This window comes from Arthrobacter sp. B3I4, assembly GCF_030816855.1.
GTDB lineage: Bacteria > Actinomycetota > Actinomycetes > Actinomycetales > Micrococcaceae > Arthrobacter.
In genome coordinates this window covers 3,583,084-3,609,760 of record NZ_JAUSYK010000001.1, presented here as the reverse complement: position 1 = coordinate 3,609,760, position 26,677 = coordinate 3,583,084, and the positions used below count along the sequence as shown (strand labels likewise).

Annotated in this window: 25 protein-coding genes; 16 read left to right on the top strand and 9 right to left on the bottom strand. The window is 66.1% G+C overall.

Translation table 11 applies throughout. The features are described from left to right. Together QFZ61_RS16925 and QFZ61_RS16920 are read right to left on the bottom strand one after the other, a co-directional pair. Positions 1 to 751 (bottom strand): DUF6454 family protein (locus QFZ61_RS16925; protein WP_307037930.1); only part of this gene is annotated, 751 nt, incomplete at its 3' end. A 33-nt stretch (positions 752 to 784) separates the two neighbouring features. Further along, positions 785 to 1,522, bottom strand: coding sequence for a GntR family transcriptional regulator (locus QFZ61_RS16920; RefSeq protein WP_307037929.1), 738 nt, complete (start codon positions 1,520 to 1,522; stop codon positions 785 to 787). 296 nt (positions 1,523 to 1,818) lie between these two features. Between QFZ61_RS16920 and QFZ61_RS16915 the strand changes: the two genes are divergently transcribed. From QFZ61_RS16915 to QFZ61_RS16895, 5 genes are all read left to right on the top strand, one after another. Continuing rightward, positions 1,819 to 2,979: an extracellular solute-binding protein gene (locus tag QFZ61_RS16915; protein ID WP_307037928.1), complete on the top strand. Its 1,161-nt coding sequence runs from the start codon at positions 1,819 to 1,821 to the stop codon at positions 2,977 to 2,979. Between the two features lie 157 nt (positions 2,980 to 3,136). Then, entirely contained in the window at positions 3,137 to 3,997 is an 861-nt protein-coding gene (locus QFZ61_RS16910) for an ABC transporter permease (RefSeq protein WP_307037927.1), read from the top strand. Then, positions 3,997 to 4,905, top strand: coding sequence for an ABC transporter permease (locus QFZ61_RS16905; RefSeq protein WP_307037926.1), 909 nt, complete (start codon positions 3,997 to 3,999; stop codon positions 4,903 to 4,905). Before QFZ61_RS16910 ends, QFZ61_RS16905 begins: the two co-directional genes overlap by 1 nt. Positions 4,906 to 4,916: 11 nt before the next feature. Beyond that, positions 4,917 to 6,002 carry an ABC transporter ATP-binding protein gene (locus QFZ61_RS16900; protein ID WP_307037925.1) on the top strand — a complete coding sequence of 362 codons (1,086 nt, stop codon included), beginning with the start codon at positions 4,917 to 4,919 and terminating at the stop codon, positions 6,000 to 6,002. Further along, positions 5,999 to 7,615: an inositol monophosphatase family protein gene (locus QFZ61_RS16895; protein WP_307037924.1), complete on the top strand. Its 1,617-nt coding sequence runs from the start codon at positions 5,999 to 6,001 to the stop codon at positions 7,613 to 7,615. The genes QFZ61_RS16900 and QFZ61_RS16895 overlap by 4 nt, the downstream gene beginning before the upstream one ends. On the opposite strand, the gene QFZ61_RS16890 is transcribed toward QFZ61_RS16895, so the two are convergent. Beyond that, positions 7,612 to 8,586: an aldo/keto reductase gene (locus QFZ61_RS16890; protein ID WP_307037923.1), complete on the bottom strand. Its 975-nt coding sequence runs from the start codon at positions 8,584 to 8,586 to the stop codon at positions 7,612 to 7,614. The two genes, QFZ61_RS16895 and QFZ61_RS16890, sit on opposite strands and share 4 nt — an antisense overlap. Before the next feature lie 176 nt (positions 8,587 to 8,762). Continuing rightward, positions 8,763 to 9,191 (bottom strand): DUF2177 family protein, encoded by a 429-nt coding sequence (locus QFZ61_RS16885; RefSeq protein WP_307037922.1) that lies wholly within the window; start codon positions 9,189 to 9,191, stop codon positions 8,763 to 8,765. 258 nt (positions 9,192 to 9,449) lie between these two features. On the opposite strand from QFZ61_RS16885, the gene QFZ61_RS16880 reads away from it, so the two are divergent. Beyond that, positions 9,450 to 10,355 carry a glycosidase gene (locus tag QFZ61_RS16880; RefSeq protein WP_307037921.1) on the top strand — a complete coding sequence of 302 codons (906 nt, stop codon included), beginning with the start codon at positions 9,450 to 9,452 and terminating at the stop codon, positions 10,353 to 10,355. Positions 10,356 to 10,820: 465 nt separating this feature from the next. Here QFZ61_RS16880 and QFZ61_RS16875 read toward each other — a convergent pair whose 3' ends face one another. Both QFZ61_RS16875 and QFZ61_RS16870 read right to left on the bottom strand, forming a co-directional pair. Next, positions 10,821 to 12,053: a mechanosensitive ion channel family protein gene (locus tag QFZ61_RS16875; protein ID WP_307037920.1), complete on the bottom strand. Its 1,233-nt coding sequence runs from the start codon at positions 12,051 to 12,053 to the stop codon at positions 10,821 to 10,823. 108 nt (positions 12,054 to 12,161) lie between these two features. Continuing rightward, positions 12,162 to 12,530 carry a hypothetical protein gene (locus QFZ61_RS16870; protein ID WP_307037919.1) on the bottom strand — a complete coding sequence of 123 codons (369 nt, stop codon included), beginning with the start codon at positions 12,528 to 12,530 and terminating at the stop codon, positions 12,162 to 12,164. A 1-nt stretch (position 12,531) separates the two neighbouring features. Between QFZ61_RS16870 and QFZ61_RS16865 the strand changes: the two genes are divergently transcribed. Next, the gene (locus QFZ61_RS16865; RefSeq protein WP_307037918.1) at positions 12,532 to 13,032 is read left to right on the top strand and encodes a hypothetical protein; all 501 of its coding nucleotides are present in this window, start codon (positions 12,532 to 12,534) and stop codon (positions 13,030 to 13,032) included. Between the two features lie 8 nt (positions 13,033 to 13,040). Further along, on the top strand, positions 13,041 to 13,787 hold the full coding sequence (locus QFZ61_RS16860) for a hypothetical protein (RefSeq protein ID WP_307037917.1): 747 nt from the start codon (positions 13,041 to 13,043) through the stop codon (positions 13,785 to 13,787). 139 nt (positions 13,788 to 13,926) lie between these two features. Here the strand turns inward: QFZ61_RS16860 and QFZ61_RS16855 are convergent, their stop codons facing one another. Beyond that, positions 13,927 to 14,193, bottom strand: coding sequence for a DUF1508 domain-containing protein (locus tag QFZ61_RS16855; protein WP_307037916.1), 267 nt, complete (start codon positions 14,191 to 14,193; stop codon positions 13,927 to 13,929). 155 nt (positions 14,194 to 14,348) lie between these two features. Between QFZ61_RS16855 and QFZ61_RS16850 the strand changes: the two genes are divergently transcribed. Continuing rightward, the gene (locus QFZ61_RS16850; RefSeq protein WP_307037915.1) at positions 14,349 to 14,666 is read left to right on the top strand and encodes an acylphosphatase; all 318 of its coding nucleotides are present in this window, start codon (positions 14,349 to 14,351) and stop codon (positions 14,664 to 14,666) included. A gap of 24 nt (positions 14,667 to 14,690) precedes the next feature. On the opposite strand, the gene QFZ61_RS16845 is transcribed toward QFZ61_RS16850, so the two are convergent. After that, entirely contained in the window at positions 14,691 to 16,580 is a 1,890-nt protein-coding gene (locus QFZ61_RS16845; RefSeq protein WP_307037914.1) for an ATP-dependent DNA helicase RecQ, read from the bottom strand. 143 nt (positions 16,581 to 16,723) lie between these two features. Here QFZ61_RS16845 and QFZ61_RS16840 point away from each other — a divergent pair, with 143 nt between their 5' ends. Further along, positions 16,724 to 17,083, top strand: a complete 360-nt coding sequence (locus QFZ61_RS16840) for a cupin domain-containing protein (protein WP_307037913.1) — start codon at positions 16,724 to 16,726, stop codon at positions 17,081 to 17,083. On the opposite strand, the gene QFZ61_RS16835 is transcribed toward QFZ61_RS16840, so the two are convergent. Next, positions 17,080 to 18,723, bottom strand: a complete 1,644-nt coding sequence (locus QFZ61_RS16835; protein WP_307037912.1) for a CdaR family transcriptional regulator — start codon at positions 18,721 to 18,723, stop codon at positions 17,080 to 17,082. The genes QFZ61_RS16840 and QFZ61_RS16835 overlap by 4 nt on opposite strands. Before the next feature lie 162 nt (positions 18,724 to 18,885). On the opposite strand from QFZ61_RS16835, the gene QFZ61_RS16830 reads away from it, so the two are divergent. The 6 genes from QFZ61_RS16830 to QFZ61_RS16805 all read left to right on the top strand — a co-directional run bounded on the left by QFZ61_RS16830 (position 18,886) and on the right by QFZ61_RS16805 (position 26,609). Then, positions 18,886 to 20,157 (top strand): alpha-hydroxy acid oxidase, encoded by a 1,272-nt coding sequence (locus tag QFZ61_RS16830; RefSeq protein WP_307037911.1) that lies wholly within the window; start codon positions 18,886 to 18,888, stop codon positions 20,155 to 20,157. A gap of 80 nt (positions 20,158 to 20,237) precedes the next feature. Beyond that, positions 20,238 to 21,149: an ABC transporter substrate-binding protein gene (locus QFZ61_RS16825; RefSeq protein ID WP_307037910.1), complete on the top strand. Its 912-nt coding sequence runs from the start codon at positions 20,238 to 20,240 to the stop codon at positions 21,147 to 21,149. 6 nt (positions 21,150 to 21,155) lie between these two features. After that, positions 21,156 to 22,247 (top strand): amino acid ABC transporter permease, encoded by a 1,092-nt coding sequence (locus QFZ61_RS16820; protein WP_307037909.1) that lies wholly within the window; start codon positions 21,156 to 21,158, stop codon positions 22,245 to 22,247. After that, the gene (locus QFZ61_RS16815) at positions 22,244 to 23,011 is read left to right on the top strand and encodes an amino acid ABC transporter ATP-binding protein (RefSeq protein WP_307037908.1); all 768 of its coding nucleotides are present in this window, start codon (positions 22,244 to 22,246) and stop codon (positions 23,009 to 23,011) included. Before QFZ61_RS16820 ends, QFZ61_RS16815 begins: the two co-directional genes overlap by 4 nt. A 97-nt stretch (positions 23,012 to 23,108) precedes the next feature. Further along, the gene (locus QFZ61_RS16810) at positions 23,109 to 24,464 is read left to right on the top strand and encodes an MFS transporter (protein ID WP_307038289.1); all 1,356 of its coding nucleotides are present in this window, start codon (positions 23,109 to 23,111) and stop codon (positions 24,462 to 24,464) included. Positions 24,465 to 24,710: 246 nt separating this feature from the next. After that, entirely contained in the window at positions 24,711 to 26,609 is a 1,899-nt protein-coding gene (locus QFZ61_RS16805) for an FAD-binding monooxygenase (protein ID WP_307037907.1), read from the top strand. The last annotated feature ends 68 nt before the right edge of the window (positions 26,610 to 26,677 follow it).

Below are 26,677 nucleotides of genomic sequence, written 5' to 3'. Positions count from 1 at the left end.
CGACGTGGCCGGCACTGCTGACGACCCGGACAGGAGTCTCCTGCAGGATCTGCTGCCGGGCAAAATCAACCAGAGCAACACCGCCGAGCTCAGATTGTCCGTCCGCGAAGGGCAGTACCGACAGGCCGCTGCAGAGTGCCCGGCCCGGACCCACGTACTGGCAGTCCTGATAGTCAACGAAGCTGCCCGGGTTGTCCCACAGGCTCACCTCGACGCCGTCCGACGTCCAGGTGTAGAACCGGCGAGAACCCCACCCGCCGCCGCGAACAAGACCGCTCTCGGGGTCATGGACCGCCCAGCCGACATGATCCTTGACGCGGAACCTCTCCCGCACCTCAAGGGTCACCGGGTCCAATGTCGAGATCACGCTGTTGCTCCGGGGCCTGTACTCGGCGACGGGGAACCAGATACTGGTGCCATCGAAATCAATGCCACCCGGGTGGTAGATGTCGCCGCGACCCACGCGGACATCGCGGACCAGAACTCCCCGGGAGTCCACGACGAAGATGTGCCCGATTCCACGGCCGGGGGAGTAGGCGGAGGAGCAAGCGGGGGACAGCCCCGGGGCTGTCCCCGGGGGCGATGGAAGGGCCGCCGGCGCTTCAAGGACTTCCACCGACGACAGGAACGTGCGGCCGTCGGCGAACGTGAGCCCTTGGGGGTGATGGGTCGGAAAGGCCAGCGGTAGGCGCCGCCTAAGTTCCCAGCCGTGGTCTCCCGCCAGGGACGGATTTCCCCGAGGGCTGTCCACCGGCACCACCAGATCACGATGAATCGGCTACAACTAGCGTTGGACCAGGGTCATCTCGAAGCTGTACGCATCTGCCCGGTAAACGTGCCGTCCGGTCTCCACGGAACGTCCCTGGTCGTCCACGGCTGTGCGCTCCATGGTCACCAACGCCGCGCCCACTGTGGTCTTGAGCAGCCGCGCCTGCTGCTCATTGGCCGTCACGGCTCCGATACGCTGGTTCGCCAGCCGGAAATTGACTCCCGCCGCGCGCAGAATCTCATACAGCCCGCGCTCCGAGAGGCTTTCCTCGTCAAGGTCCACGATGTCGTCGCGGACCAGATTTTCCATCAATGCCAGTGGCTTGCCGTCCATCGACCTGACCCGGCTGATCTGGTAGACCCGGGCGCCCTGGGGCAGCTGCAGCGCCTCCCTGGTGACGTCGTCGGCGTCGATGTGGGCAACCGACAGGACTTCAGTGGTGGGTCGCTTTCCGCTGTGCTGAAGGTCATCGAAGAGGCTGGAAAGCTCGAGATTGCGCCTTACCTGGCTGGCGACCACCTGGGTGCCCACGCCGCGCTTTCGGACCACGAGCCCGGAGCGCACTAGCTCATCCATTGCCTTGCGCATGGTGGGCCGGGAAAGGCTGAACCGTGCAGCCAGGTCTATTTCATTCTCAAGCCGGCTGCCCGGGGCCAAGGCGCCGCTGTGAATGGCCGACTCGATGCCTTGGGCCACCTGGTGGTACAGCGGTACAGGAGATGTGCGGTCGATGTTCAGGTCCAACCGAACCATGACGTCGTTCCCTTCAATGCTTGTGTCCCTTTGTCAGCTTGTTAGGACAAGTGACTCGATAATAACAGTCGGTGTCTCGGCGACGTCGACCGCCTTTCGCCCCCTGCCGTCGGCCGGGCCTGGGGCTCCATGAACCCCTTGCGTATATGTCCGTTTGTCAGTACCTTCTTACAAAATAGCAATGGTGCTTGGGAAGAGGGCACCGCTATTGCGAGCCCATGGTCCTTCGCGGAACTCACCGCCTGGCCGGACCCGCTGTCCTGAACTTGCTTCGACGCTAAATCTCAGGGGGAACAGTGAAAATACAGAAACTGGTCACAGCAGGTGCGATGGCAGGGGTCACGGCCCTGGCGCTGAGCGGCTGCGTGCAAAGCAGCAGCGGGTCGCAGCCGGCCGCCGGCGGTGATAGCGGAGACAAGACCTTGACCGTTTTCATCAGTGGCGGGTCCAACGTCAGTGATCTTTGGCAGAATTCGCTCGGTCCCGCCTTCGAGAAGGACAACCCGGGCTACAAGGTCAAAGTGACGCTTGACCTGCATGGCGAACATGACCAGCAGACGATGGCGAAGATGACCAGCGCCGTCCAGCAGGGCAAAGACCCGGGTTTTGACCTCGTCGATGCCGGGTTCGTTTCCCAGGCGTCCGCAGCCAATCTGCTCACGCCTGTTTCGCCGAGCAACATCGCTGCCTTGGACGGTCTTCCCAAAGACACCGTCACCGCAGGCGGCTCGGGAGGCATTCCTTACCGCGGTTCCTCAGTGTTGTTGGCCTACGACACCAAAACGGTTCCTACCCCGCCGAAGACCATGGCCGATGTGCTGGCCTGGATCAAGGCGAACCCGGGCAAATTCACCTACAACACGCCTAACTCCGGCGGTTCCGGTCAGTCCTTCGTCACTTCGGTCCTGGATATGAACGTCCCTGCGGATGTCCGCCAGAAAATGGTCACCGGCTATGAGCCCGATCTGGAGAAATACTGGGACGAAGGATTCAAGACGCTGGCCAGCCTGAACCCCTACGTCTACCAAAAAGGCGTCTACCCCAACGGCAACGACCAAGTCCTGAAAATGCTCGGAAGCGGCGAGCTGGCGATGGCCCCGGTGTGGTCGGACATGTTCATCAACGGCCAGAAAACCGGGCAGATCCCCAAGACGGTGGCCTACACGCAGATCAGTGAACCTTCACTGACCGGCGGCGCGGCGTACCTGGGCATCCCAAAAACCTCTCCGCGGCAGGACGCCGCGCTCAAGTTGGCCAACTGGGTCCTCACCCCGAAGGCGCAGGCCCTCACCGTCGACACCTTGGCTGGTTACCCGGTCATCAGCCTGGACAAATTGCCTCCCGAGGTCCAGAAGCAGTTCGAGAGGGCTGACACCGAAAACCTTCGGCTGACCTATTTCAACCCGATGACGAAGGACCTGAACAGGCTGTGGGCTGAAAAGGTGCCGGGGAAGTAGCACCGTGCAAGAGTCCGACGGCGGCAGTAGCGAGGGCACCATGGCGTCAGTTCCGAGTACGGGCGGGGAGGCGCAGCCGGTCCGCCGGGGACGGCTGGCGCGCCGGTCGCGGCCGGCTCGCCAAAAGAATCAGGGTCTTTCCCGCCTTGGTTTCGCCATGGCCCTGCCGCCGATCCTTTTCATCCTGACTTTCGTCGGTTTCCCGATAGTCCTCGCGCTGGCATTCAGTCTCGGCTTCACGGGGGGACTGAACTCGGTCGTAGCCACGATCGGGCTGAACGTCCATGAAGCGGAGAACTGGTGGGGGACGCTGGCGGCCTATCAGGATGTGTTCACGAATCCGATGTTCCTGGCCGACCTCGGAGTCACCCTCCTTGTCACTGTGGTGAGTGCCTCCACCGTGCTGTTTATGGCTATGGGGATCGGGCTGTATTTGAGGTTGAGAGGAGGCTGGCTGGCCAGCCTCCTCTCGGGCCTCGCCGTCGTTCCCTTGTTCATCCCCGTCGTCATTGCCTCCTGGGCGATTCTGACGTTCTATTCCGGTAACGGCTTCGTGCGCAGCTTCTTCGCCCAGTTCGGCGTCGAAGCCCCTGCCTGGGGGTACACGGTCGTCGCTGTCATCATCGCTTCCATCTGGACGTCCCTGCCCTTCGCAGTCCTGATGATCGCTTCCGGCCTGCAGGCGATTCCCGATGCCATGATCGAATCAGCGCGGGACGCGGGCGCCGGGTTCCTGCGGATTGTCACCTCGATCATGGTGCCGATGGCATTCGTACCGATCGTCATTGCGGGCACTTTTACCGCTATCAGCGTCATCGGTTCTTTCACCGTCCCCTACTTCACCGGCCCGAATACGCCGAACATGCTCGGGGTTGAACTCACAAAATACTTCATCTCGTTCAATCAGCCGCAGCAGTCAATGGTGATGGCATTTGCGGTGTTCATTGCTGCGTCGGGAATAGCCGGCTTCTACGTCTGGGCGAACCTGCGTAGCGCCAAGGACCAAGGCAGGGTGTGATGGTCAACTTGACCAAAACTCCAAGTCCCGCCGCAAGTGAGGGCGTGGACCGTCCAGCCCGGCTGGGCAGGGGGATAGGCGCTGTACCGGCGAACCGCATGGGAGCGTTCGGCGCGAAAATGCTCGTAGCGTTGTTCGTTGCTTTCATGGTGGTGTTCATCCTGGGGCCTTTGCTCTGGCTGGCGGTGCACGCCTTTGCCGTCGACTGGACGTACCCGAATTTGGGGCCGGACGGCTGGACATTGCGGTGGTGGCAGACAGTGTTCCAGGATCAGCAACTTTTCGCCGCAGTTCAAAACTCTTTGACGATCACCCCGATCGTGGTTCTCGCTTCGGCTGTTATTTGCCTGCCGGCCGCCTATGCTTTCGGCCGGTTCGATTTTTTCGGCAGAAGGACATTTCTGATCGGCCTGTTCGCCACCAACGCCTTTCCCAAGATGGGCCTGTACGCGACCATGGCGTCGTTGTTCTACACCCTGAATCTCATGAACACCGTCGCCGGTATTGTCATCGTGCAGATCCTCGGCACCGTTGTCTTCATGACCTGGATTCCAGCCGCTGCCTTCGCCGCCGTACCGCGAAGTCTTGAAGAAGCGGCCAGGGATGCAGGTGCCTCAAAAGTCCGGGTTCTTTTTAGCGTGACGCTCCCCATGGCGCTGCCGGGAATTCTGGTCGCCATCGTCATGTCGTTCATCGCAGCGTTCGATGAGGCCCAGGGCACTTACCTCGTCGGCGCACCGGAATACTTCACCATGCCGACGCAGATGTACACCCTCGTCCTGAACTATCCCAACCAGGTGGCGGCCGTCTTCTCCATCCTGTTGTCCATCCCCTCCGTTGCCCTGATGCTGGCGGCCCGTAAACACATTATGGGTGGCCAACTCGCCGAGGGCTTCCAGATCAGATAGCGGGGCGCACCATGAACACACGACACGAAACAGCGCCTCCCGCGGCACGCCGGGGAACGATTCCCGGTCAACCGCTGGAGGGTCTCGAGATCACCGGGCTGAGCAAAGTTCTCGGCGGCCGAACCATCATCGACGATCTCAATCTGTCCGTTAACGAGGGCGAACTCGTTTCCCTCCTTGGCCCCTCCGGCTGCGGCAAAACGACGACACTGCGCATGATCGCCGGATTCCTCACCCCGGACCAGGGGTCGATTAAGGTGGCGGGCCGGGACGTTACCGCTCTCGGCGCCGACAAGCGGCCGAGCGCCATGGTGTTCCAGAACTACGCCCTGTGGCCGCACATGACCGTCTTCAAGAACGTCGCCTTTCCGCTGAAGCTGCGAAAACTGCCGAAGGCGGAGATTGAAGAACATGTCAGCAACGTGCTGGGACTGGTGAACCTGCTGCATCACAAACATTCCCGGCCCGGACAGATCTCAGGCGGAGAGCAGCAGCGGGTGGCCTTGGCCCGGGCCCTGGTACAGGAACCGGATCTCCTGCTCCTTGACGAACCGCTGAGCAACCTGGACGCCAAATTGCGTGTCAAAGTCCGTGAAGACATCCGGGAGATCCAGCAAAGGCTCGGCATTACCACCGTCATTGTGACTCATGACCAGGATGAGGCCCTGTCCATGTCCGACCGGATCGCCGTGATGAACAACGGGCGTATCGAGCAGTACAGCACCCCTGCGGAGCTGTACGCGCAGCCAAAAACCGCATTCGTCGCCGGTTTTATCGGCACCATGAACCGGATTGAAGGCACGTACCGTGACGGGGTGATTCTGCCCGGTGAGGACGTAGTCGGGATTCGGCCCGAGGATGTGGTTTTCAGCGCCGTGCAGGTGCCGGGAAGCCATCCGGCCACGGTGGAACGGATCGTGCCCAGGGGCCACTTCCACGAAGTCCTTCTGCAGCGCGCCGATGCGAAACTCAGGGCCTACATTTCGGGAGACGTCCCGCCGCTCGGATCGTCCGGGTTCGTCCGCATCAACAAGGCCATGACGTTCCGCGATGACCAGCTCGTTTCGGACCCCTCGACCACGAGCGTGCGCCCGTGACCGAGGGCGGACGCTCGCAGAAGCATCAAGGTCCGTGCGCCTGTGCCCATCGCGGCGACACAAGCCGGCACCGGGAGAACACCATAGCTGCGGTCACGTCCGCATTGGCGGCCGGTGCCGATTTCGTCGAAATCGATGTGCGCGTGACTGCGGACGGCACGGTTATCGTGCTGCATGACCCGACCCTCGAGCGCCTGTGGGGAGTGGACAGGGCTGTCTCCGAGATGACACGTGAGGAAATAGGCAGTGCCGGCGACGGTACGCAGCGGATACCTTTGCTGGCCGAGGTCCTGCCGCTGTTTGCAGCCTCGGAATCGACGCTTCTCATTGACATGGACTCCGCCGAACCGGCAGCAGCGGCCTACGAGGTTGCCTCCGGGAGCGGCGTCAACGTTGCCTGGTGCGGTGACCTGGACGGTATGCGCTTGATCCGTTCTGTGGATGCAGACGCCCGGGTCTGGATGCCGTGGGATAAGCCGCAGCCGCCCACAGCAGCGGACACGGCGGCCCTCGCACCGGAGTTCATCAATTCGGACGTGCGCTTCGTAACCCCAGGCCTTGTCCGGGCCGTCCACGCCTTGGGTTACAAAGTGGCGGTATGGACGGTGGACGATGAGCCGGGCATGCTGCGGATGCTCGATGCGGGCGTGGACTCCGTGACCACGAACCGGCTGCCGGACCTGCAGCGGCTTCTTCGGGGACGGCCCCGACGTCAGCCGGGGTACGGGTCCCGGACAGATGCCGGTCCGGCCGGCCTCGACCTGGACCGCGCGGCTGCGGTCGCCAGGCAGCTTGGCGAGTGGGCGATCAAGTTCATCAGCTCGACCGACCCCGGGCAGATCTCCACCAAAGAAGACCCAGCGGACCTGGTGACGGAGGTCGATGTTGGGGTCGAACGTCATGTCCGGGAGATCATTGGCGCGCAGTTCAGCGGCCACAGTTTCGTCGGGGAGGAGCTGGGCGGTTCGTCGGTGCCCGGCGTTCCGTGTTGGTACCTCGACCCGGTCGATGGCACAGCCAACCTCGCGAACGGCATTCCCTGGAACGCATTCTCGCTTTCCCTTGCGCTCGACGGCGTCCCGTTGGTCGGCGTTGTCGCTGACCCGTGGCGCAATGAAATCTTCGAAGCGGTGCAGGACCGAGGTGCGAAGCTCAATGGCGCCCCGCTGCGGATCCCCTTTCAAGCCGTCGACGGGGATCCCTTGAGCGGCCGCATCGTGTCCACAGAACTGGCCAACCATCGGACCTGGCCCGGCATGCTGGAGATGCTGGCGGCGCTGAGCGAGCGGCACTGCACCCTGCGCGTGATGGGATCCGGGACCATGTCCGTCGTCGGCATCGCGGCCGGCCGCGGCGCCGGAGCAGTCATCCACCACTTCGGCCCGGCCGATCATCTCGCGGCCGCCCTCATCGTGCAGGAGGCCGGCGGGACAGTGCTCGACGCCGAGGGACGGCGCTGTTGCTTTCCCGCATCGGGAGGCGTTCTGGCCGCGGCACCTCACGCTGCCGACGCTCTCTATGGACTGTGGCGCTCCTCGCTGAGCGCAGCCGGGGAGATGGAAGCTACGGCTCGTCCCGCCGCTGCGGACAGGCCATACCGTTCCCGTTCCTAGACGTCGATGGTGCCCATGTTGGGGTAGCGTGCGCCCGCCGCAACGCCGGCGGGAGCCAGCTCATCAAGCCGGGCCAGGTCCTGGGCAGAGAGCGGCACGTGGACGGCGCCCAGGTTCTCGCGTAGCCGTTCGCGCTTCTTGGTTCCCGGGATCGGCACGATGTGTTCGCCCTGAGCCAGCAGCCAAGCGAGGGCAAGCTGCGCGGGCGTGCACGCCTTTTCGGTGGCCAGTTCCGTCACCCGGTCCACCAAGGCGAGGTTGCGGGTGAAGTTCTCACCCTGGAACCGCGGCGAGTGGCGGCGGAAATCGTCCTCGGCGAAGTCCGCCTCGCTGCGCAGCTGCCCGGTGAGGAAGCCCCTGCCCAGCGGGCTGTAGGGGACGAAGCCGATGCCGAGCTCGGCCAGGACCGGGAAGATCTTGGTCTCCGGTTCGCGCTCCCACAGTGAGTATTCGGTCTGCAGCGCCGTGATCGGATGCACGGCGTGGGCCCGGCGGACAGTGTCGGCGCTGGCCTCGGAGAGCCCCAGGTGCCGCACCTTGCCAGCCTCCACCAGCTCCGCCATCGCACCGACGGTCTCCTCGATCGGTACGGTTTTGTCCACGCGGTGCTGGTAGTAAAGGTCAATGTGGCCCACGCCGAGGCGTTGCAGGCTCGCGTCGCACGCGGCCCGGACGTACTCGGGCTTGCCGTTGATCCCCACCCAGGAGCCGTCCTCGCGGCGCTCATTGCCGAACTTGGTGGCCAGCACGACGTCGTCCCGGCGGCCCGCGATGGCGCGGCCAACCAGCTTCTCGTTGGTGAACGGGCCGTACATGTCGGCGGTGTCCAACAGTGTGCCGCCGGCATCGAGGAAGGCATGGATGGTGGCGACAGACTCGCTTTCGTCGCCCTGGCCGTAAAACTCGCTCATGCCCATGCAGCCCAGTCCAAGGGCCGAAACGGTGAGCGAGCCGAGGGTACGTCGTTCCATGGGATCTCCTGACCAGAGGGGGAGTGCCGCGGATCAGCCACAGCGGCGGCGGCGATCAAGCCACTCTAACCAGCCTGCTTGCCGCGGGCAACGGTTTCCCGAAAGGAGACCAGCAGCCGGGAGCTGGCCACGGCGCAGTGCCACCGCAGTTCCAGCCACCGGTCCGTGCAGGCAGCTTAGTCGGCAGGCGGGCGGGGGCGCAGCCGAAGGATCACGGCGGTGAGGGCGGTGACCCCGCTGCAGACGACGGCGCCCCAGACGATGTCAGTCACGGCGACCAAAGCCGGGAAGCCCTTGAGGACGGCGAACGCGGTGAGGGCCCAGGTCGCGTAGGTGAAGAACCCGTACAGGGCCGCTCCCGTCACCCGGCTCTGCAGGGTCGCCCCGGCGTCGTTGGGCCGCACGCCGTAGTGCACGATGCCCGCCACGAAAATAAGGTAGAACAGGACCGCGCCCGCCAGGTTGAACCGGTCCGCGAGCAGGTCGCCGATCTGGCTCCGGTACTGGTTGTTCACTACGGTGAGAATCCAGACGGCGTCAACTCCAGCGAAGATGACGGCGGTTACGGCGTAGGACAGCAGCCACTTCCTGATGGGACCTGGCATGGCGGGCTCCTCTCGTCGTCACTGTCCGGACATGCGCGAAAAGTACGCGCAACGGCCAGCAATTGATCCATGGTCCCACGGATAACGCTGCTCCTGACCCGCCCGAGGGCGGCGCCATGGGCAGCTCTGCGGGCAGCCAGCGGCCGGTCCCCGAACCGTCATATCGGGTCACGACACACGCGGGTATCCTCGGGCGGTCGCGGAACCCGCAGAACCTTGACAAAATGCAGGAGGATCAATTGTTTCTAAAGGAGACCCATGGGCGCGAACGCTGCGGAAAACACTAACCTTCGGCTTAAGGCTGTGCTGGATGTCCTGGCTGAGGGGGTGTGGTCGGGCGAGAAGCTGAACGCCGGCGTCGTGCTGGGCGAGGCGATCGCACGGGTGCCGCTCAACGACCACGAGCGCGAGCTGCTCAGCGGCGGCATCCCCCGTGGCCACAAGGCGCTCACCAGCGCCACGGCCAAGCTGGTCAAGGCCGGCTGGCTGGTCAAGGGCCGCTCCGGCTGGACCATCACCGAGGACGGCCAGCGGGCCACGGTCGCTTTCGCCGATCCCGCCGCTTTCACGGCAGCGCTCGACGCCGGTACTCCGGTTCCGGCCGACACCCCGCTGCCTGCCGCCCCGGCCGGGCACCACGCTCCCAAGGCGGCTCCGAAAGCCGTGCAGGTCGCCGAGAAGGTGGCCGACAAGGCGGCCAAGCTGGTCGAAGAAGCCGTTGCCCCGGTGGCCAAGGCTGTCCGGAAGCGGAAGTCTGCGGAGAAGGCGCCTGACGAGTCCGCTGCTGCCGAGGCTCCCGCCGCCGAGCAGCCGCCCGCCGGAGCGCCCGCCGCCGAGCAGCCGTCCGCCGGAGCGCCCGCCGTCGAGCAGCCGGCCGAGGTGGCCGTCGCCGGTGACTTCAACGTCCTGCTGGGCGCGCCCGCGAACTGGGCTCCGCAGTACGACGAATCCCAGATGCAGCTGGATGAGGTGGACCAGCTCTGGAAGCTCGCCGCGGAGCTGCCGGCAGGTTCCTACAGCTTCAAGATCGCGCTCAACCGTTCCTGGGATGAGAACTATGGCGCCTTCGGTGTGTTCGACGGAGCCAACCATGAGGTGCACCACCGCGGCGGGGTCCTGATCATCCGCTATGACCACCGGACCCGCGACATCGTCGTCGACTAAGCACCGATAGCGAAATAGCCTGCCGACGCGCAAATGACCCTGCGACCCCGTAATTTCGGTGTCGCAGGGTCATTTGCGCGTCGCGGGCGTGATGGCGCGTCGGGAGCTAGAACCGCGTGGGGTCCGGGCTAGGCGGAACGGGCGGTGGCGGGACCGGGCCGGGGTCCGGAATCGGCAGCGGTCCCGGCGGTGTGGGGCCCGGCGTAGGGCTTGGTCCGGGTGCCGGGATGGGCGGCGGCGGTGTCGGCCCCGGGGCCGGCGGGAACGGCTCGCCGGGCTGCGGAGACGGCGACGTCGGTCCCGGCTCGGGCGGGAACGGATCGGGGTCGGGTTGCGGAGGTATCGTCATGGCACCGATTATCGACCCGACGCGCCGGCCAGGGAAGACGCCAGGGAAGACGGCAGGGACGACACCAGGGACGACAGCCGCGAGGAGAAGTAAGGACGACGAGCCCTGAAGAGGCCCTAGTTCTGCGCTGCGATCGACTTATCCCGGTCCTCGAACACGTCGTCGCCGGGTCCGGAGAACGCCCGGGAGCGCTGCACCGCCTCGATGGAGCCGGTGAAGAGTTGGGAGTCGTGCGGGTCGGAGGGGAGCCTCGCGGCGGTCTCGTCCGCGGCGGAGATCTTGCCGGGCCGCCGCGGGGTGTGCTGCGGAGAAGCGGCAACGGGCGCGGACTCGAGCCGGATATGGGGGAGCGCGCTCGGGTACTTTTCCTGCAGGAAGAGCACCAGCTCTTCGCGGATCAGGCAGCGCAGGTCGAAGAGCGCGGCGCTGTCCGCGGCGCTGACCAGGATGCGCACCCGGACAAAGCCGGCAGTGGCGTCAGTGATCTGCAGGATGCCGACCCGCTCGTCCCAAAGCTCGGTGCTGGCAAGGACCTTCTTGAGTTCGACCCGCATCGCACCCACCGGCGCACGCCAGTCGAGGTCAAACTCGACAGTGCCCATCACCTCGGATTGACGTCGGGTCCAGTTCTCGAACGGGGTGGTGGTGAAGTATGTCGAGGGCAGGATCAGCCGGCGGTCATCCCAGATGTGGACCACCACGTAGGTCAGGGTGATTTCCTCGATCCGGCCCCACTCCTTCTGAACCACGACGACGTCATCCACGCGGATCGCGTCGGTGAACGCCAGTTGCATCCCGGCGAAGACGTTAACCAGCGAGGTCTGCGCCGCGAGGCCGGCCACTATCGAGATCACGCCGGCGGAGGCGAGCAGCCCGGCGCCGAGTGCCTGGATGGCTGGGAAGGTGAGCATGATGCTGCCCAGTGCTACGACAGCGACCAGCGCGACGCCGATTCGCCGGGCCAAGATGACCTGGGTACGAAGCCGCCGGGCACGCCGGTTGTCCGCCACATCGGTCCGATAGCGCGTGAGGACCATAGTCTCGATGATCAGCAGTACGGCAATCGCCAACCAGGCCACGGAGACGATCAGCGCGATAACCAGGCCATGATCCGCGTTTCGGCGCCACTCGGCGTCGTCGGTGGCCATGGCCAGGGCGATCCGCACGCCGATCAGGCAGAGGACAAAGCGCAGCGGCAGCCGCGCCACCCTGGACGTCTCCCGCAGCGCCTCCTGCTTCCGGTAAAGCCGCAGGACAATCCGGCGCACCACCCAGGAAGCGACCAGACCGGCGGCCACGGCCAGGGCGACGGCGAGGAAGGGCATGGCAGAGCTCAGAAAATCTTGCATCTTTTCAGGTCTAGCAAGCTTCACCCCTTCCGTTGAAATCGGCGGAATGTCAACGTGGGTCTGCTCACGCCGCACGAGGCGGCACCTGCTGGCGGACCCCGGGCGCCTTTAGGGACCTAAGGCCCTACGCTCCGCGCCGTAACCGCCGAGAATAGTGCAAATACCGGCGACTCCGGGGGAGGGTGACATGCGGGCAACTGCAGCATTTGCCACCGCCGGTGCTGGCGCGTTGTGGACGCTGCTCCTGACAGGATGTGGATCCCCGGCCGCCGCGCCGGCGACGGAGTCCCCCACAGCCAGTTCCCTGGCCGCGCCGACGTCGACAGGGTCGTCAACGTCGAGCGCTTCCTCCCAGCCGGGCACCCCCGGCTCCTCTCCGGCGAGCGCGACGGCGACGGCTGCTCCACCAACGGCGGGTACCGGTGCCGCACCCACCGTCCCGGCAGACTGGAAGTCGTTCACCACAACGGACGGCACGTTGACCTTCAACTACCCGGCGACGTGGACCATCAAGGATGCCACTTCCGGTGGCAACGGTGCGGACGTGCACGTGCTGACCGACTACGGGAGGACCATTGCCTCGCTGCGCACCGGAATCGTCACCGGGGCTGAGTGCGCAGAGAAGATGCCGTTCATGGTCTATGACTCTGCGGCCGTGCCGGCCCTGGCGCAGGGCGGTCTGGCTCCGCGCTTCGTCTACGAAGCCCGGACCCAAACGACGGCACGGGACCCGGCGAAGGCGACGACGTTCGCGTTCGGTCTCACCTCCGCGCCGGAGCCCACCGGGACCGAGGCCTGCCCCATGGCGCACTTCTTCAACTGGCCGCCCAGCGGCGCCTCCTTCGGCGGCGTGTACGACCCCTTCGACACCACGCCGGGCAAACCGATGCATGTCGACACCCCCGAAGCATATAAGGACACCACCGAATACCAGCAGGCCAAGCAGATGATCATGTCCCTGCGGCCGGCCGAGAAGTAGCTGCTCAGGTGACACGCACGCTGTCTGCTGCGGCCGCTGCCATCGGGCTAAACCTGTTGCTGGGTGGCTGCGGCGTACCGGGTCAGCCATCAGAAGCTGCACGGTCGGGCGACACCCCGTCCACCGTTGCCCCGTCCACGACAGCGCCGTCCACCAAACAACAACCAGGCTCCGCGCCGTCGACCACTGCACCCTCGGGCTGGAAGACGTTCACCACCTCGGACGGGCTGTCCTTCGACTACCCGGCGGACTGGACTGTCAGGGACCCCGGCGGTGCGCTGGGCGGCGTGTTCGTGGACGTCAGCAACGCGGAAGGCAAGCCGATGGCGCAGTTGCGGACCAACATCGTCACCGGCGCGGAATGCACGGGGCAGTACCCCTACCAGGTCTACGACTCCCAGCCGCTGCAAGCCCTCACAGAACCGGGGGCCGCGGACCGGCCCGCACCGCGCTATGTTTTCGAATCCCGCGGGGACGGCACCGACCCCGGTCCCACGCAGTCGACCACGGCCCGGTACGGGATCACCATGATGCCTGACGAGTCCGGACCGCTGGCCTGTCCGATGTTCCATTTGTTCCTGTGGCCCCCCAGCGGTGCATTGTTCGGCAGCACCTACGACCCCGCCCACAACCGCACGCCGGGCGATCCGGCGCTGGCCTACCTGGAGAAGGCACGGCTCTACAAAGACACCGCGGAATATCGGGACATCCGGAAAATGATCACCTCGCTGCGGCCGGCGAAGGCACCCGGCTAACCTACAGTCGGCGAAGGCCGCCGGCTAACGGACAGCCGGCGAAGGCCGCCGGCTAACCTACAGCCGGCGGCCTTCGGGGCCGGCTACGAAGAACCGACCAAAGTGGGGGACCCGCACACGTGCGGCTTCGAACAGCAGCTCACACGGCGGGTAAGTGCCGCCGGCGGCGCAGGGCCGAGTGGGAGGCCTGGCTGCTCTTGGTCCACGTCGTGCCGCCCCACGGTGTCGCATGCGATTCCCGGATCAGCCCGGTTCCCGCGCACTCGCGGACCGCCATGATGCCGTCTGCTGCGGAGCGCTTGTCCTCAAAGGCTTTGGACACAGCGAGCACTGTGCCGTCCGCACCCAGCAGCCGGAACCGGACGTTGGATTCTGCGTCGGTAAAGATCTCGAATTGTCCTGCCATTGTCTTTGTCCTTTCAGGCGTTCCGGCGGCCACCGCGGGGTTTCCGCAGTGCCCAGTGCCGGAGGTCTCCTTCCACCATCCCGGGGCTATGCCGCGGCTGAAAGGGGCTAAAGTCCCGGATAGGGCCCTTGCCGCGCCGGGACTACATTGGAGCCATGGCTGCAATAGGCGAGGACTCCGAAGGCACGAACAGCGGCACGGACGTGCGGCTCACCGCGCGGGTGGAGGGCATGGTGCAGGCCGTCGGGTTCCGCTACTGGACGGTACGCAAGGCCGGGGAACTGGCGCTCAGCGGCACGGTGCGGAACAACGACGACGGCACCGTCGGCGTCGTCGTCGAGGGCCCGCAACCCGTGGTGCTGCAGTTCCGGAGCTGGCTGCGCTCGCAGCAAGCCCCCGGCCGCGTGGACCACGTCGAGGAATCGATGTCCACCGCGACCGGGGAGTTCTGCGCGTTCGACGTCGTGTACTGAGTCGTGAATTCACGCGCTCCGTGCTCAGTCGGCGGCCAGCGTAAGCAGCCCGCGCTCCTGCACGGCCTTCCGGGACAGCGTCTTGTAGCCCTCGCTGTCGAACAGCACGGTGAGGACGTCGTCGTCGTGCTGCATGATCATGCCGGTGCCCCATTCGGAATGAACGACGGCCGCGTTCACCGGGAAGCCGCCGTCGTCGGACGATGCGTCGGCCGTATTGTTCCCGGCCCCGCTGGCGGCCGCCGCCAACTCTTCGTCGGCGTCGCCCGCCGTGCAGTTGTCGCAATTGCCGCACGGCTCGGGCAGGTCCTCGCCGAAGTAGCCCAGCAGGAACTGGCGGCGACAGTGCCGTGTCTCGGCATAGCCGCGGATCATCTCGACGCGGGACTGGTCAATCCGTCCGCGTGACTCGGCGAGTTCGATCGCGCGGTCCACCGCCTTGTTGAGGTTCCCTGACGCTTGGAGGCGCAGTCCGTCAGGTTCCGTGCTGATCGCTCCGGTGTCCTGCAACTGGTTGAGCAGGCCGGTGAGCCGCCGGGGCGGGAAACCCGTCTGCTCTGCGAGCGCTTTGCGCCGCAGCTGTCCCTTGGCCTTCTTCAGGACGGCGAGGACGACGCGGAGGGAAGCCTCGTCCGGGGAGTGGGTGGCGAAGAACCGGCGCAGGCCCAGGTCCTCGGAACGGTAGTGCAGCACCGCCTGGGCGGGTTCGCCGTCGCGGCCGGCACGGCCGAACTGCTGGTAGTAGCTGTCGAGGGATTCGGGCACGTCGGCGTGCAGCACGAAACGGACGTCCGGCTTATCGATGCCCATTCCGAACGCGGTGGTGGCGACGACGACGTCCAGCTCGCCGTCGAGGAACTGTTCGTGGACGGCCGCCCGCTGCGCGCCCGCCATGCCGGCGTGGTACGCGGCAGAACGCAGGCCATTGCGGGCCAGCTTCTCGGCGTATCGTTCCGTGTCCTTGCGCTTGGCGGCATAGATCAGGCCGCAGCCCCCGGCGTCCCGGGTCCTCAGCTGCTCGACGAGGTCGGTGGCCTGCCGGACGACGGCGCGGCGCTTCTCCTTGTCCTCGTGGTGCCTGACGACGTCGAGACTGATGTTGGGCCGGTCAAAGCCGCGGACCAGGACCAGGGGCTCCGTCAGCCCGAGACGCTGCTGGATCTCCTCGCGGACCGGGGGAGCAGCGGTGGCGGTGAGCGCCGCCGTCGTCGGGTTGCCCAAACGCTCGCGGACCTCGCCGAGCCGGAGATATTCGGGGCGGAAATCGTGGCCCCAGGCGGTGACGCAGTGCGCCTCGTCCACCACCAACAGAGTGATGTTCAGGGCGGCGAGCCGTTCCACCGTGCTGTCCTTGGCCAGCTGCTCGGGGGCGAGGAACAGGAAAGCGGCCTTTCCACTTTCCGCGGCCTGCCAGGCTTCTTCCTGCTCCGCCGCGCCGTGGGAGGAGTTGATAGCGACGGCAGCGTCCGGCCCGGCGGCCTCCAGCAGCCCGTCCAGCTGGTCTTCCTGCAGCGAGATCAGCGGCGAGACCACCAGCGCGGTGCCGCGGCCGGTCGGGCGCTCCTCTTCATACGGATCCTTGTGGTTGGAATCCCCGCGGTGCAGCAGCAGGCCCGGCACCTGGTAGATCGCCGACTTTCCGTACCCGGTGGGCATCACCGCGAGGACGTCCCGGCCGGCGGCGAGGGCGCGCATCCCCTCCAGCTGGCCGTCGTGAAGGCTGGAGAAACCGAAGACTTCCGCCGCGAGCGTGCGGAGGCCGGCGTCGGACCCGGATTTCCGCTTGCCGGAGCCCGGATCTTTGCCGGCGGTGGCGGTTCCCCGGGTGGGCGCGGGCGCGGTTGGGGCGTCTGCTTCAGAGGCAGGAGTCTTGGAGGATTTCTTTGCAGGAGGGCCTGCGGTGGCCTTAATCATGAGTGTTGCTCCGCTGGGACGTTCGGTGGGCCGTCTGCTTCAGCCGCCCCTTCAGCCTAACCCCTCCTCGCCGGGGGCTGCCGGGAATGTTCGCGGGGCAAGCAGCTCTCGGCATCGGCCCGGATCCTGAGTACGGTAGGCCCATGCAGAAAATATCGATTGAAGCCCTGGCCCGTCAGCAGATCACCGCGGCGCTTGCCGCCGGAAGCGGACGGGCCGCCGACACCGTCTTTGGCGGCCACGAAAAGGTTCTGCGGCAGACGGTGATGGCGTTCAAGGCCGGGACCCAGCTCAGCGAACACCTGAACCCAGGGGAGGCGACGGTCTTCGTGCTGCGGGGCTGCGTCCGGCTGCAGTCGGGCGACGATTCCTGGCAGGGGAAGGCAGGAGATCTGCTGATCGTGCCGGACGGAATGCACAGCCTGCACGCCGAGGAGGACTGCGCGATCCTGATGACCGTGGCGAAGGCCCGGGGCGGAGCAGCGGAGGGGGAACGCTCCTAGTTGTGGCGCGCCCAGAGTTGAAGCCACACCAGCAGGCGTGTTTCGGGATCTTCCAGGTCGATGCCGAACAGGGGGTTCACACGCGACAGGCGGTAGCGGACGGTGTTGACGTGGACGTCCAGGGCCTTGGCCGCCTCGATCGCGTTTCCGCCGCAATTCAGGTAGACGTAGACGGTTTCCTCGAAGGACTTCTTGTACAGCCGGTCGTGCTCGGCGATCCTGAGCGCATGGGCCCCGGGCAGGTGCCCGGACGCGCCCAGGGCGGACGCGATCTGGTGGAGTTGGAGACGGGAGCCCAGGGACTCGTCGTCGGCCACCACCTCATCCGAATCCGGCGGGATGCGGCCCTCGGCCACATTGCGGACCAGTTCGGCCAGGACCAGTTCCGCGTTGACCCGGGACTCCTCGATCCGGTCGATGGTGGCCTCCGCCCCGAGCGCGGCCAGGACCGGGCGGGCGAGCAGCCGCCGCGCATTGTGGACGATTTTCAGCAGGGCGCTGTGCTGGAACAGCCGTGAGGAGTCCGTGGTCTGCGGCAGCACGGCGTAGACGATGTTGTCCGAAAGTCCGCACACGGCGGAGGGCAGCCGGATGGCGCAGGCTGTCCGGATCGTGTCGAACAAGCGCAGCCGGGTCTGCAGGGTTTCGGCGGCCAGCGCCTCGGAGGGCCAGATGCTGAGGGCAACCACACGGACGGTGGAAGCGGAGATGCCCAGCCGGACGGCGGCCAGGGCGGCGCGTTTCGGATCGAAAAGCAGCGGCTGGACCAGATCGATCTGCCGGGTGAGGTTTGAGACGAAGCTGGTCTGCTTGTGCAGCAGATGGAGCGCGGCGACGTTGGCTGCCTCCTGGAGGACCCGGTGCGCGTCGGCGGTGGACCGGTCGGCGGTGGACCCGTCAGCGGTGGGCTGTCCCTTTTCGCCGGCGTCCCTGCGCTGGAGCAGCCAAAGTGAACCCAGCACGGAGTCGCCGGCGCGGATGGCGATCGCGGTCCGCCGGAGCGAGGCATCCTTTGAAGCCACATCCAGCGCCGTCCGTGCGGCGTGGACGCGGCGGTAGTCGCTGTCGGTTTCCGATGAGTGCGGCACCTGCAGCCGCAGGATCGAATCCCTGCGGGTCTCATCCATGGGCTGGTCCCGGAGGGTCGAGTACGCCAGGATGGTCTGCTCGGGATCGGCGATGGCGACCGCACCGCCGGCTTGGGCCGCAACAATGTTGGCTAGGCCGAACAGGTCTCCCGGGCGGATGTCCGCCAGGGTGCGGCCGGACTGCCTGTGGGGGACGACGGCGGCATCCAGAACCTCCGCAATCTGGTTCCACGGCACCGCATCGGAGGCCCGGAATAGGGCCATGCCGGAGTCCCGGGCGGCGGACAGGAGGGCGCCGTCCGGCTTGCCGTTTGTTTTATAGACCATGGCCACATAGCCGGCTTCGCGAAGTTCCTGCACGCGTGCGGGGAGACGTTTACCCGCCAGGGACAGCCCGATGGCGAGGGCGATCGCACCCGGGAACTTCTCCGTCGTGGCCGTGGCGTCGTAGAGCACAGCACCGGCGACAAGCTGCTGGTCATCTGCCGGCAAGTGCACGGGGCTGAGGATCTCGGACGCCGCCGCGCGTGCGACGTCGGCAAGAGTGGGCAACGGATGGCCTGCTTCTGTAGGGAGCGCCGACATTACGGCTCCCCGACAGTTTGGTAGTTCCCGCTAGGTCCTGGGCGCTCGATTTGTCGCAATGTCCATAGTCCCGCCGCCTTGCGCTTCATACGCTGAACGATAGTGCACGTACGCAAGCGGAGGTTCCTTTTGAAACTCAGCGAGGCCAGGCAGCTCATCCAGGTCAAGGCACCGGTGCTGTCGCGCAAACGTCGGGTGCTGGCCGACGCGTTCAACGTGGAGGAGTACCGGAAGGCGGCGCAGAAGGCGCTGCCGGCCGGTATCTTCGACTACCTGGACGGCGGCTCCGAGGATGAAGTGACGCTCCAGCGCAACCGGGCAGTCTTTGATGCGTGGGCCCTGATGCCCACGTGGGGACCGGTGGCCGGTCCGGACCTGGCCACGACGCTGCTGGGAAAGGCTAGCTCCCTGCCGCTCACCTTGACCCCCACCGGCGCGACCCGGCTGTTCCATCCCGAGGGCGAACTAGCCGTCGCCGCGGCCGCTGCCCGGGCGGGTATTCCCTACGGGCTGGCCGGGCTGAGTACGGTGTCGATGGAAGCGATCGCTGAACGGCAGCCCGGCCTTGACCGCTGGTTCAACTTCGGTCTTGGCTCCGATGCCCAGGCCAGGCATGCCAAGCTGGCACGCTGTAAAGCCGCAGGTTTCACCACGCTGATTGTCGGCGTCGATACCCGGGCGCTGGGATCCCGGGAGCGGGACCTGCGCAACGGCTTCACCGCGCCGCCCGCCCTGACGCTTTCCACCATCGCGGACATCGCCCGGCGGCCCGCCTGGTGGATCAACTTCCTGAAGGCGGAGGGGATTACCTTTCCAAACCTTGACCCCCGCAGCGCAGCCGCCACCTCCCTGGTCACGCCGTCCATGTGGCAGCAGATCCTCGGCCACTCGGATGCCACCAGCGGCTGGAGGGAACTCGAGACCCTGCGGCAGGAGTGGGACGGCAAGATCGTGCTGAAGGGCTGCGTGAACCCGGACGACGTCGCCAAGGCAGCCCGGATCGGCCTGGATGCCGTGCAGCTGAGCAATCACGGCGGACGGCAGCTTGACCACATGCTGAGCCCGATGGATGTCCTACAGGAGTCCCGGCAGCGGGTGGGGGATGCGCTCGAGATCTACGTCGACTCCGGGATCCGGCGGGGGAGTGACATCCTCAAAGCCCTCGCCCTGGGCGCCGACGCATGTTCCATCGGCCGGGCCTACCTGTACGGCTTGGTCGCTGCGGGCTCGCCCGGAGTGGGACGCGTTATCGACATCCTCGCGGACGAACTCCGGCGTACCATGACGTTGGTAGGCGTTTCCAGCATTCCGGAGTTGAAAGCCAGGGGAAATGAGATTCTCCGGGACCTTCGACATTCCGGCGAAATTGTTGAAACTTCAGCGTCAGGCGGCACGAAGTGATTCATTCCGGTCAAGCAGGTCCCCAGAGCACCCACGCGGCGTTGCGCGGGGCTAAGAATCCTCGAACAGCTAAGGAAATCATGCGTACTCGCTACCTTGTTCCCATTGTCACTGTCGCTACGGCACTCTCCCTCTCGGGCTGCGTCAACAACAGCGAACCCGCCGCCACCGGCGGTGCCAGCGGCTCGACCGCGAGCGCCGCCGCCGTCGACGTCAAGAAGAACGACTCGATTGCCGCGTCGCTGCCGGAGAAAATCAAAACCGCCGGCGTCCTGAATGTCGGCATGGCCAACAACTACCCGCCCAATGAGTTCAAGGACGATAACGGTGCACCGGCCGGCTGGTCCGTGGACCTGACAAATGCGCTCGGCAAAGTGATGGGCTTGAAGGTCAACTTCGATATTGGCACCTTCGACAACATTCTGCCTGCCGTCCGTGCTGGCAAAGACGATATGGGGATGTCGTCCTTCACCGACACTGTGGAGCGCGAAAAGCAGGTGGATTTCGTGAACTACTATTCCGCCGGCATCCAGTGGGCTTCGCCAAAGGGCAAGACGGTGGATCCGAAAAACGCCTGCGGGCTCAAGGTCGCTGTGCAGGCGACCACCTATGAGGACACCCACGAGGTGCCGGCAAAGTCGAAGGCCTGCACCGACGCGGGGAAGCCGGCCATCACCATCTTCCGGTACGACGCCCAGGACCAGGCCACGAACGCGCTAACGGTCGGGCAGGTCGACGCGATGAGCGCGGATTCGCCCGTGACGCTGTATGCGATCTCCAAGACCAAGGACAAGCTGCAGACCGCCGGCGACGCCTTCGAAGTGGCGCCGTACGGCATCCCGGTGGCCAAGGGCAGTGAGTTCACTCCGGTGCTGCAGAAGGCACTCCAGTCGCTGATCGATGACGGCACCTACACCAAGATCCTGTCCAAATGGGGAGTGGAAGCCGGCGGCGTCAAGACGGCCGAGCTCAACGTGGCTGCCAAAGGGTGACAAACCATGGACGAGCGGGAACCGGGCAGGATGATTGATCCTGACCCTGCCGAAAAGCTGAACGCCGGCACGGGATCCGGCAGGGGCGGCGCGAGCAGGGCCCCGGCCAGCGGCCACGCTCCCGGCTCAGGAGCGCCGGCCGATGATTCAGCGGCGGACGCCATCGTCGCCATTCCGCTGCGGCACCCGTGGCGGAACGTCATCGCCGTGCTCCTGGTGATCGGGCTGGCGGTGTTCATCCTGGACGCGGCCCAGCGCCCGGACTACGGCTGGGCCGATGTGGGAAAGTACATCTTCGACCGCCGGATCAGCCAGGCCGCCTGGGTGACGCTCTGGCTGACCATTTACGCGATGATGGGCGCAATCGTCATCGGCTTGCTGCTGGCGATCATGCGGCTCTCGCCAAACCCGGTGCTCAAGAGCATCGCCTGGCTGTACATCTGGATCTTCCGCGGCACCCCGGTGTACGTGCAGCTGGTGTTCTGGGGCATCGTGTCGCTGATCTATCCGGTGTTCACCCTGGGGATTCCGTTCATGACGCCTTGGGTCACGATCCCGAACGAGATCTTCACGAACCTGTTCATCACCGCCGTCATCGGGCTGGCCCTGAACGAGGCCGCCTACATGTCCGAAATCGTCCGGGCCGGGCTGCTGTCCGTGGACGAAGGCCAGGCGGAGGCGTCGACGGCGCTGGCGATGTCCTGGGGGCAAACGATGCGGTTCGTCGTGGTCCCGCAGGCGATGAAGATCATCATTCCGCCGACCGGCAATGAGGTGATCTCCATGCTCAAGACCACCTCACTGGTCGCCGCGATTCCGCTGAGCATCGACCTCTACGGCGTCTCGCGGGGCATTTCGGCCGTAACGTTCACCCCCGTGCCGTTGCTGATCGTCGCTTCCCTCTGGTACCTGCTTTTCACGTCACTGCTGATGGTTGGCCAGCACTTCATTGAGAAGCGCTTCTCCCGGGGAACCGGCCGGGCACGTTCAGACAAGGGGACCTTGGCGCCCGGTCCGGGCGCTGTGGCACCGGCCGCGGGTGCCGCACCCGAGGCGCCGCCCGCCCCGCTCGGTACCGACTTTGGAGGAAAAGGATGACCGGCGCGCCCATGGTTCTGGCGGAAAAGGTGTCCAAGAATTTCGGCACCAACAAGGTGCTCCGCGGGATCAGCCTGGAAGTGGACCGCGGGGAGGTGCTCTGCATCGTGGGGCCCAGCGGCTCCGGCAAGTCGACCTTCCTGCGCTGCATCAACCACCTGGAACGCGTTGACGGCGGCCGGCTCTCGGTGGACGGGCAGCTGGTCGGCTACCGCCAGCGCGGCGGAAAGCTCTACGAACTCAAGCTCAGTGAGGCCGCGTTCCAGCGCCAGGAGATCGGGATGGTCTTCCAGCGGTTCAACCTGTTTCCGCACCTGACCGCGGTGGAGAACATCATCCTGGCCCCCATGCGGGTCAAGAAGGTCTCCAAAGCCGCGGCCACGGCCCGGGCCCTGGAGCTGCTGGCCCGGGTAGGGCTGGAGGATAAGGGCGACGCTTTTCCTGCGCACCTTTCCGGCGGCCAGCAGCAGCGGGTGGCGATTGCCCGGGCCCTGGCCATGGATCCGAAGCTCATGCTCTTCGACGAGCCGACCAGCGCCCTGGACCCGGAGTTGGTGGGCGAGGTTCTGGACGTGATGAAAGAACTGGCCAGGAGCGGCATGACCATGATCGTCGTCACGCACGAGATGGGCTTCGCCCGGGAAGTGGCGGACACCTTGGTGTTCATGGACGAGGGCGTGGTGGTGGAGGCCGGGCCGCCGCGGCAGGTGCTCGGCAATCCGCAGCATGAGCGGACCAAGGCGTTTCTGTCCAAGGTCCTCTAAGTCGACGTCCTCTAAGCCGAAGTCCTCTGCGTCGTCCGCTGGGCGGCCCGATTCGGAGTCAGCCCGTGCTGTGCGACAGACTGTTGCTGTGAGCAACATGTCCCGGGCCAGTTGGGCCGTCGCCGGGCTCAGCCTTGGTACTGCGCTGAACCCGCTGAACTCTTCGATGATCGCCGTCGCGCTGGTGGTGCTGCAGGCGGACTTTCAGCTCGACGTCGCCACGGTGACCTGGGTGATCACCTCCTTCTACCTCACCTCCGCGGCCGGCCAGCCGCTGATGGGACGGCTTGCGGACCGCTTTGGCCCGCGCCGGCTGTTCCTGCTCGGCATGGTCCTGGTCGCCGCGACCTGTGCGCTGGCTCCTTTTGCGCCGAACTTCGCCCTGCTCTGCGTAGCCAGGGCCTTCATGGCGCTGGGGACTGCGACGGCGTACCCGAGCGCCGTCGTCATGGTCGCGGAACTCGCGCGGCAGGCGAAGGCGCAATCCACCCGGCCGCTGGGGCAGATCCAGATGGCCAACACGTCGGCGGCAGCCGTCGGCCCAGTGGTCGGCGGGCTGCTGGTGAGCCTGGTGGGATGGCAGGCGCTGTTCCTGATCAACATTCCGCTCTCGCTGGCGGCGATCCTGATGGTCCGCCGGTTTGCCCCGGCGGACACGGAGCCGGAGCGCGGACCGGTGCTGGAACTGCTGCGGGATTCGGACCTGCCCGGCATCGGGGCCTTCATCGGTTCCCTCGTCCTGGTGATGATGGCGCTGCTCAACGTTCTGCCCGGCTACCGGTGGTGGCTGCTGGGCGCCGGCCTGCTGCTGGCCGTCCTGTTCGCGCTGCGGGAGCTGCGCTTCAACCGGCCGTTCCTTGACCTGCGGCTGCTGGGTCGGAACCGGCCGCTGCTGCTGGTCTATCTGGGCTTCGCACTGTTCAGCGGCGTCTACTACTTCGCGTTCTTTGGCCTCCCGCAACTGCTGCAGACCGCCGGCGGCTATGACCCCGGCATCGTCGGCTTGCTGATGCTGCCGCTCGCCGCGATGTCAGTGGTCATCACGCCGTTCGCAGTCCGCGCCATCGACCGGTTCCGGGTGCGGCGGGTGCTGATCGCCGGCGTCGTGCTGCTGATCGTCGGATCGGCGGCGATGTGGCTGCTGACCGCGTCGCTGGCCGTTCCGCTGGTCCTGGCGCTGACCGCCCTGCTGGGCCTGCCGTACTGCGTGGTCAGCATCGCCTCCAGCCAGGGCATGTACGTGTCTACCCGGCTGGAGGAACGCGGCGTCGCCGCCGGGATCTACCAGACCTGCCGGTACCTGGGCGCCATCACGGCCACCGTGCTGATCGGCATCTTCTACGGCAGCGGCGTCACCCAGGCGAACTGGGGGCTGATGGTTTTCGTCATGCTGGGCCTGGGCGCGGTGGTGCTCGTTGTGTCCTTGGCCTGGCGGGAACAGCGCACCGCCTGATCGGCTAGACGCCCTGTCCAGGCGCCGTGCGCCGCCGCCGGGCCTCTCGCGCCCTTGCTGCCGCCGGTCTCGCGCCCGGATGACCGGCCGCGCTGTGCTCCGCCTCACAAAAATACTTGCGGCGACTCGGCGGCGGCGCCTATAGTCAGTCGTAGCAGCAGTTCGATATTAGAACTATGTGTTCTATTATCGAACAACTCCCGCGCCGCCGCGGTAGCCAGCCCTACAAAGACGTAAGGAATTCCCGTGCACTTCCACCACTACGGTTATGTATCCGGAGACCCCCGGGTCCAGCCAGCCGCCGGCGTCGGCCTGAACCGGCCTGAAGAGCTTCCCGACGAGGTTGACGTGCTCATCGTGGGGACCGGGCCCGCCGGCATGGTCGCCGCCGCGCAACTTTCCCAGTTCCCGGGCATCACCACCCGGATCGTGGAACGGCGGCCCGGTCGGCTGGTCATCGGCCAGGCGGACGGCATCCAGGCCCGCAGCGTGGAAACCTTCCAGGCGTTCGGCTTTGCCGAGCGCATCATCGCCGAGGCCTACCGGATCACCGAGATGGCCTTCTGGAAGCCGGACCCCGCCGATCCGTCCCGCATCCACCGGGCCGCCCGCACCTTGGATGATCCGTCCGGCATCAGCGAGTTCCCGCACCTCATCGTCAACCAGGCCCGTGTCCTGGACTACTTCGCGGAGTTCATGGCGAACTCACCCACGCGGATGAAGCCGGACTACGGCTACGAATTTCACGGGCTGGAGGTCGGCGAGGGGGAGTACCCCGTCAGCGTGACCCTCGCGCACTCCTCCGGGCCCGACGCCGGCGTCGAGCGCGTGGTCCGCGCCAAGTACGTGATCGGAGCCGACGGCGCCCGCAGCAAGGTGCGGGACGCGATCGGCTGCACCATGGCCGGCGACAAGGCCAACCACGCCTGGGGCGTCATGGACGTGCTCGCCAACACGGACTTCCCGGACATCCGGACCAAGTGCGCGATCACCTCGGGCGGTGGCGGCAGCATCCTGCTGATTCCCCGCGAGGGCGGCCATCTCTTCCGGATGTACGTGGACCTGGGCGTGGTCCCGGAGAACGACGCCGGCGCGGTGCGCAACACCAGCATCGAACAGATCATCGCCAAGGCCAACGCCATCATCCACCCCTACACGCTCGACGTGCGCAACGTCGCCTGGCACAGCGTCTACGAGGTCGGCCACCGGCTCACAGACAGGTTCGACGACGTCGTGCCGGCGGAGCGTGGCACCCGCACCCCGCGCGTGTTCATCACCGGCGACGCCTGCCACACGCACAGCGCCAAGGCCGGCCAGGGCATGAACGTCTCCATGCAGGACGGCTTCAACATCGGCTGGAAGCTCGGACACGTGCTGGAAGGCCGCAGCCCGGAGAGCCTGCTGACGACCTACTCGGAGGAACGCCAGGTCGTCGCGAAGAACCTCATCGACTTCGACAAGGAATGGTCGACCCTGATGGCCAAGAAGCCCGAGGAGTTCGACAGCCCCTCCCAGCTTGAGGACTTCTACGTCAGTACTGCCGAGTTCCCCGCCGGGTTCATGACCCAGTACGCGCCGTCCATGCTGATCGGCGAGGCGGAGCACCAGGAGCTGGCCGCCGGTTTCCCGATCGGCAAGCGCTTCAAGTCCGCGCCGGTGCACCGGGTCTGCGACACCAACCCCGTCCACCTCGGCCATCAAGCCAAGGCCGACGGCCGCTGGCGGATCTACGTCTTCGCGGACCCGGCCGTCGCCGGGGAACCGTCGCCGACCACCGACCTGGCGGCCTGGCTGGCGGAGGCGCCGGAGTCACCGCTGGCCGGTACCCCGGAAGGCCTGGACCGAGACGCCTGGTTTGAGCTGAAGGTCATCTACCAGCAGGAGCACACCGGCGTCGACATCACCGCGGTGCCGGCAGTGTTCAAGCCGCAGGTGGGGCCGTTCCAGCTGAACTACCTGGATAATGTCTATGCCGCTGACCCGAACGCGGACATCTTCGAGCAGCGCGGCCTGGACCGCAGCGGCGTCGTGGTGGTGGTCCGCCCGGACCAGTACGTGGCCACCGTCCTGCCGCTGACGGCGACGGCGGAGCTCGGCGCGTTCTTCGCGCCGCTGCTGCCGGACCGGATGGCCCACCGCGTGTAAAGCTGGGCGCCGCGTGTAGGGCTTCTCGGCGAGTTTCCAGCGACCGTTGTCAGGGCGCGGCCAAAAGC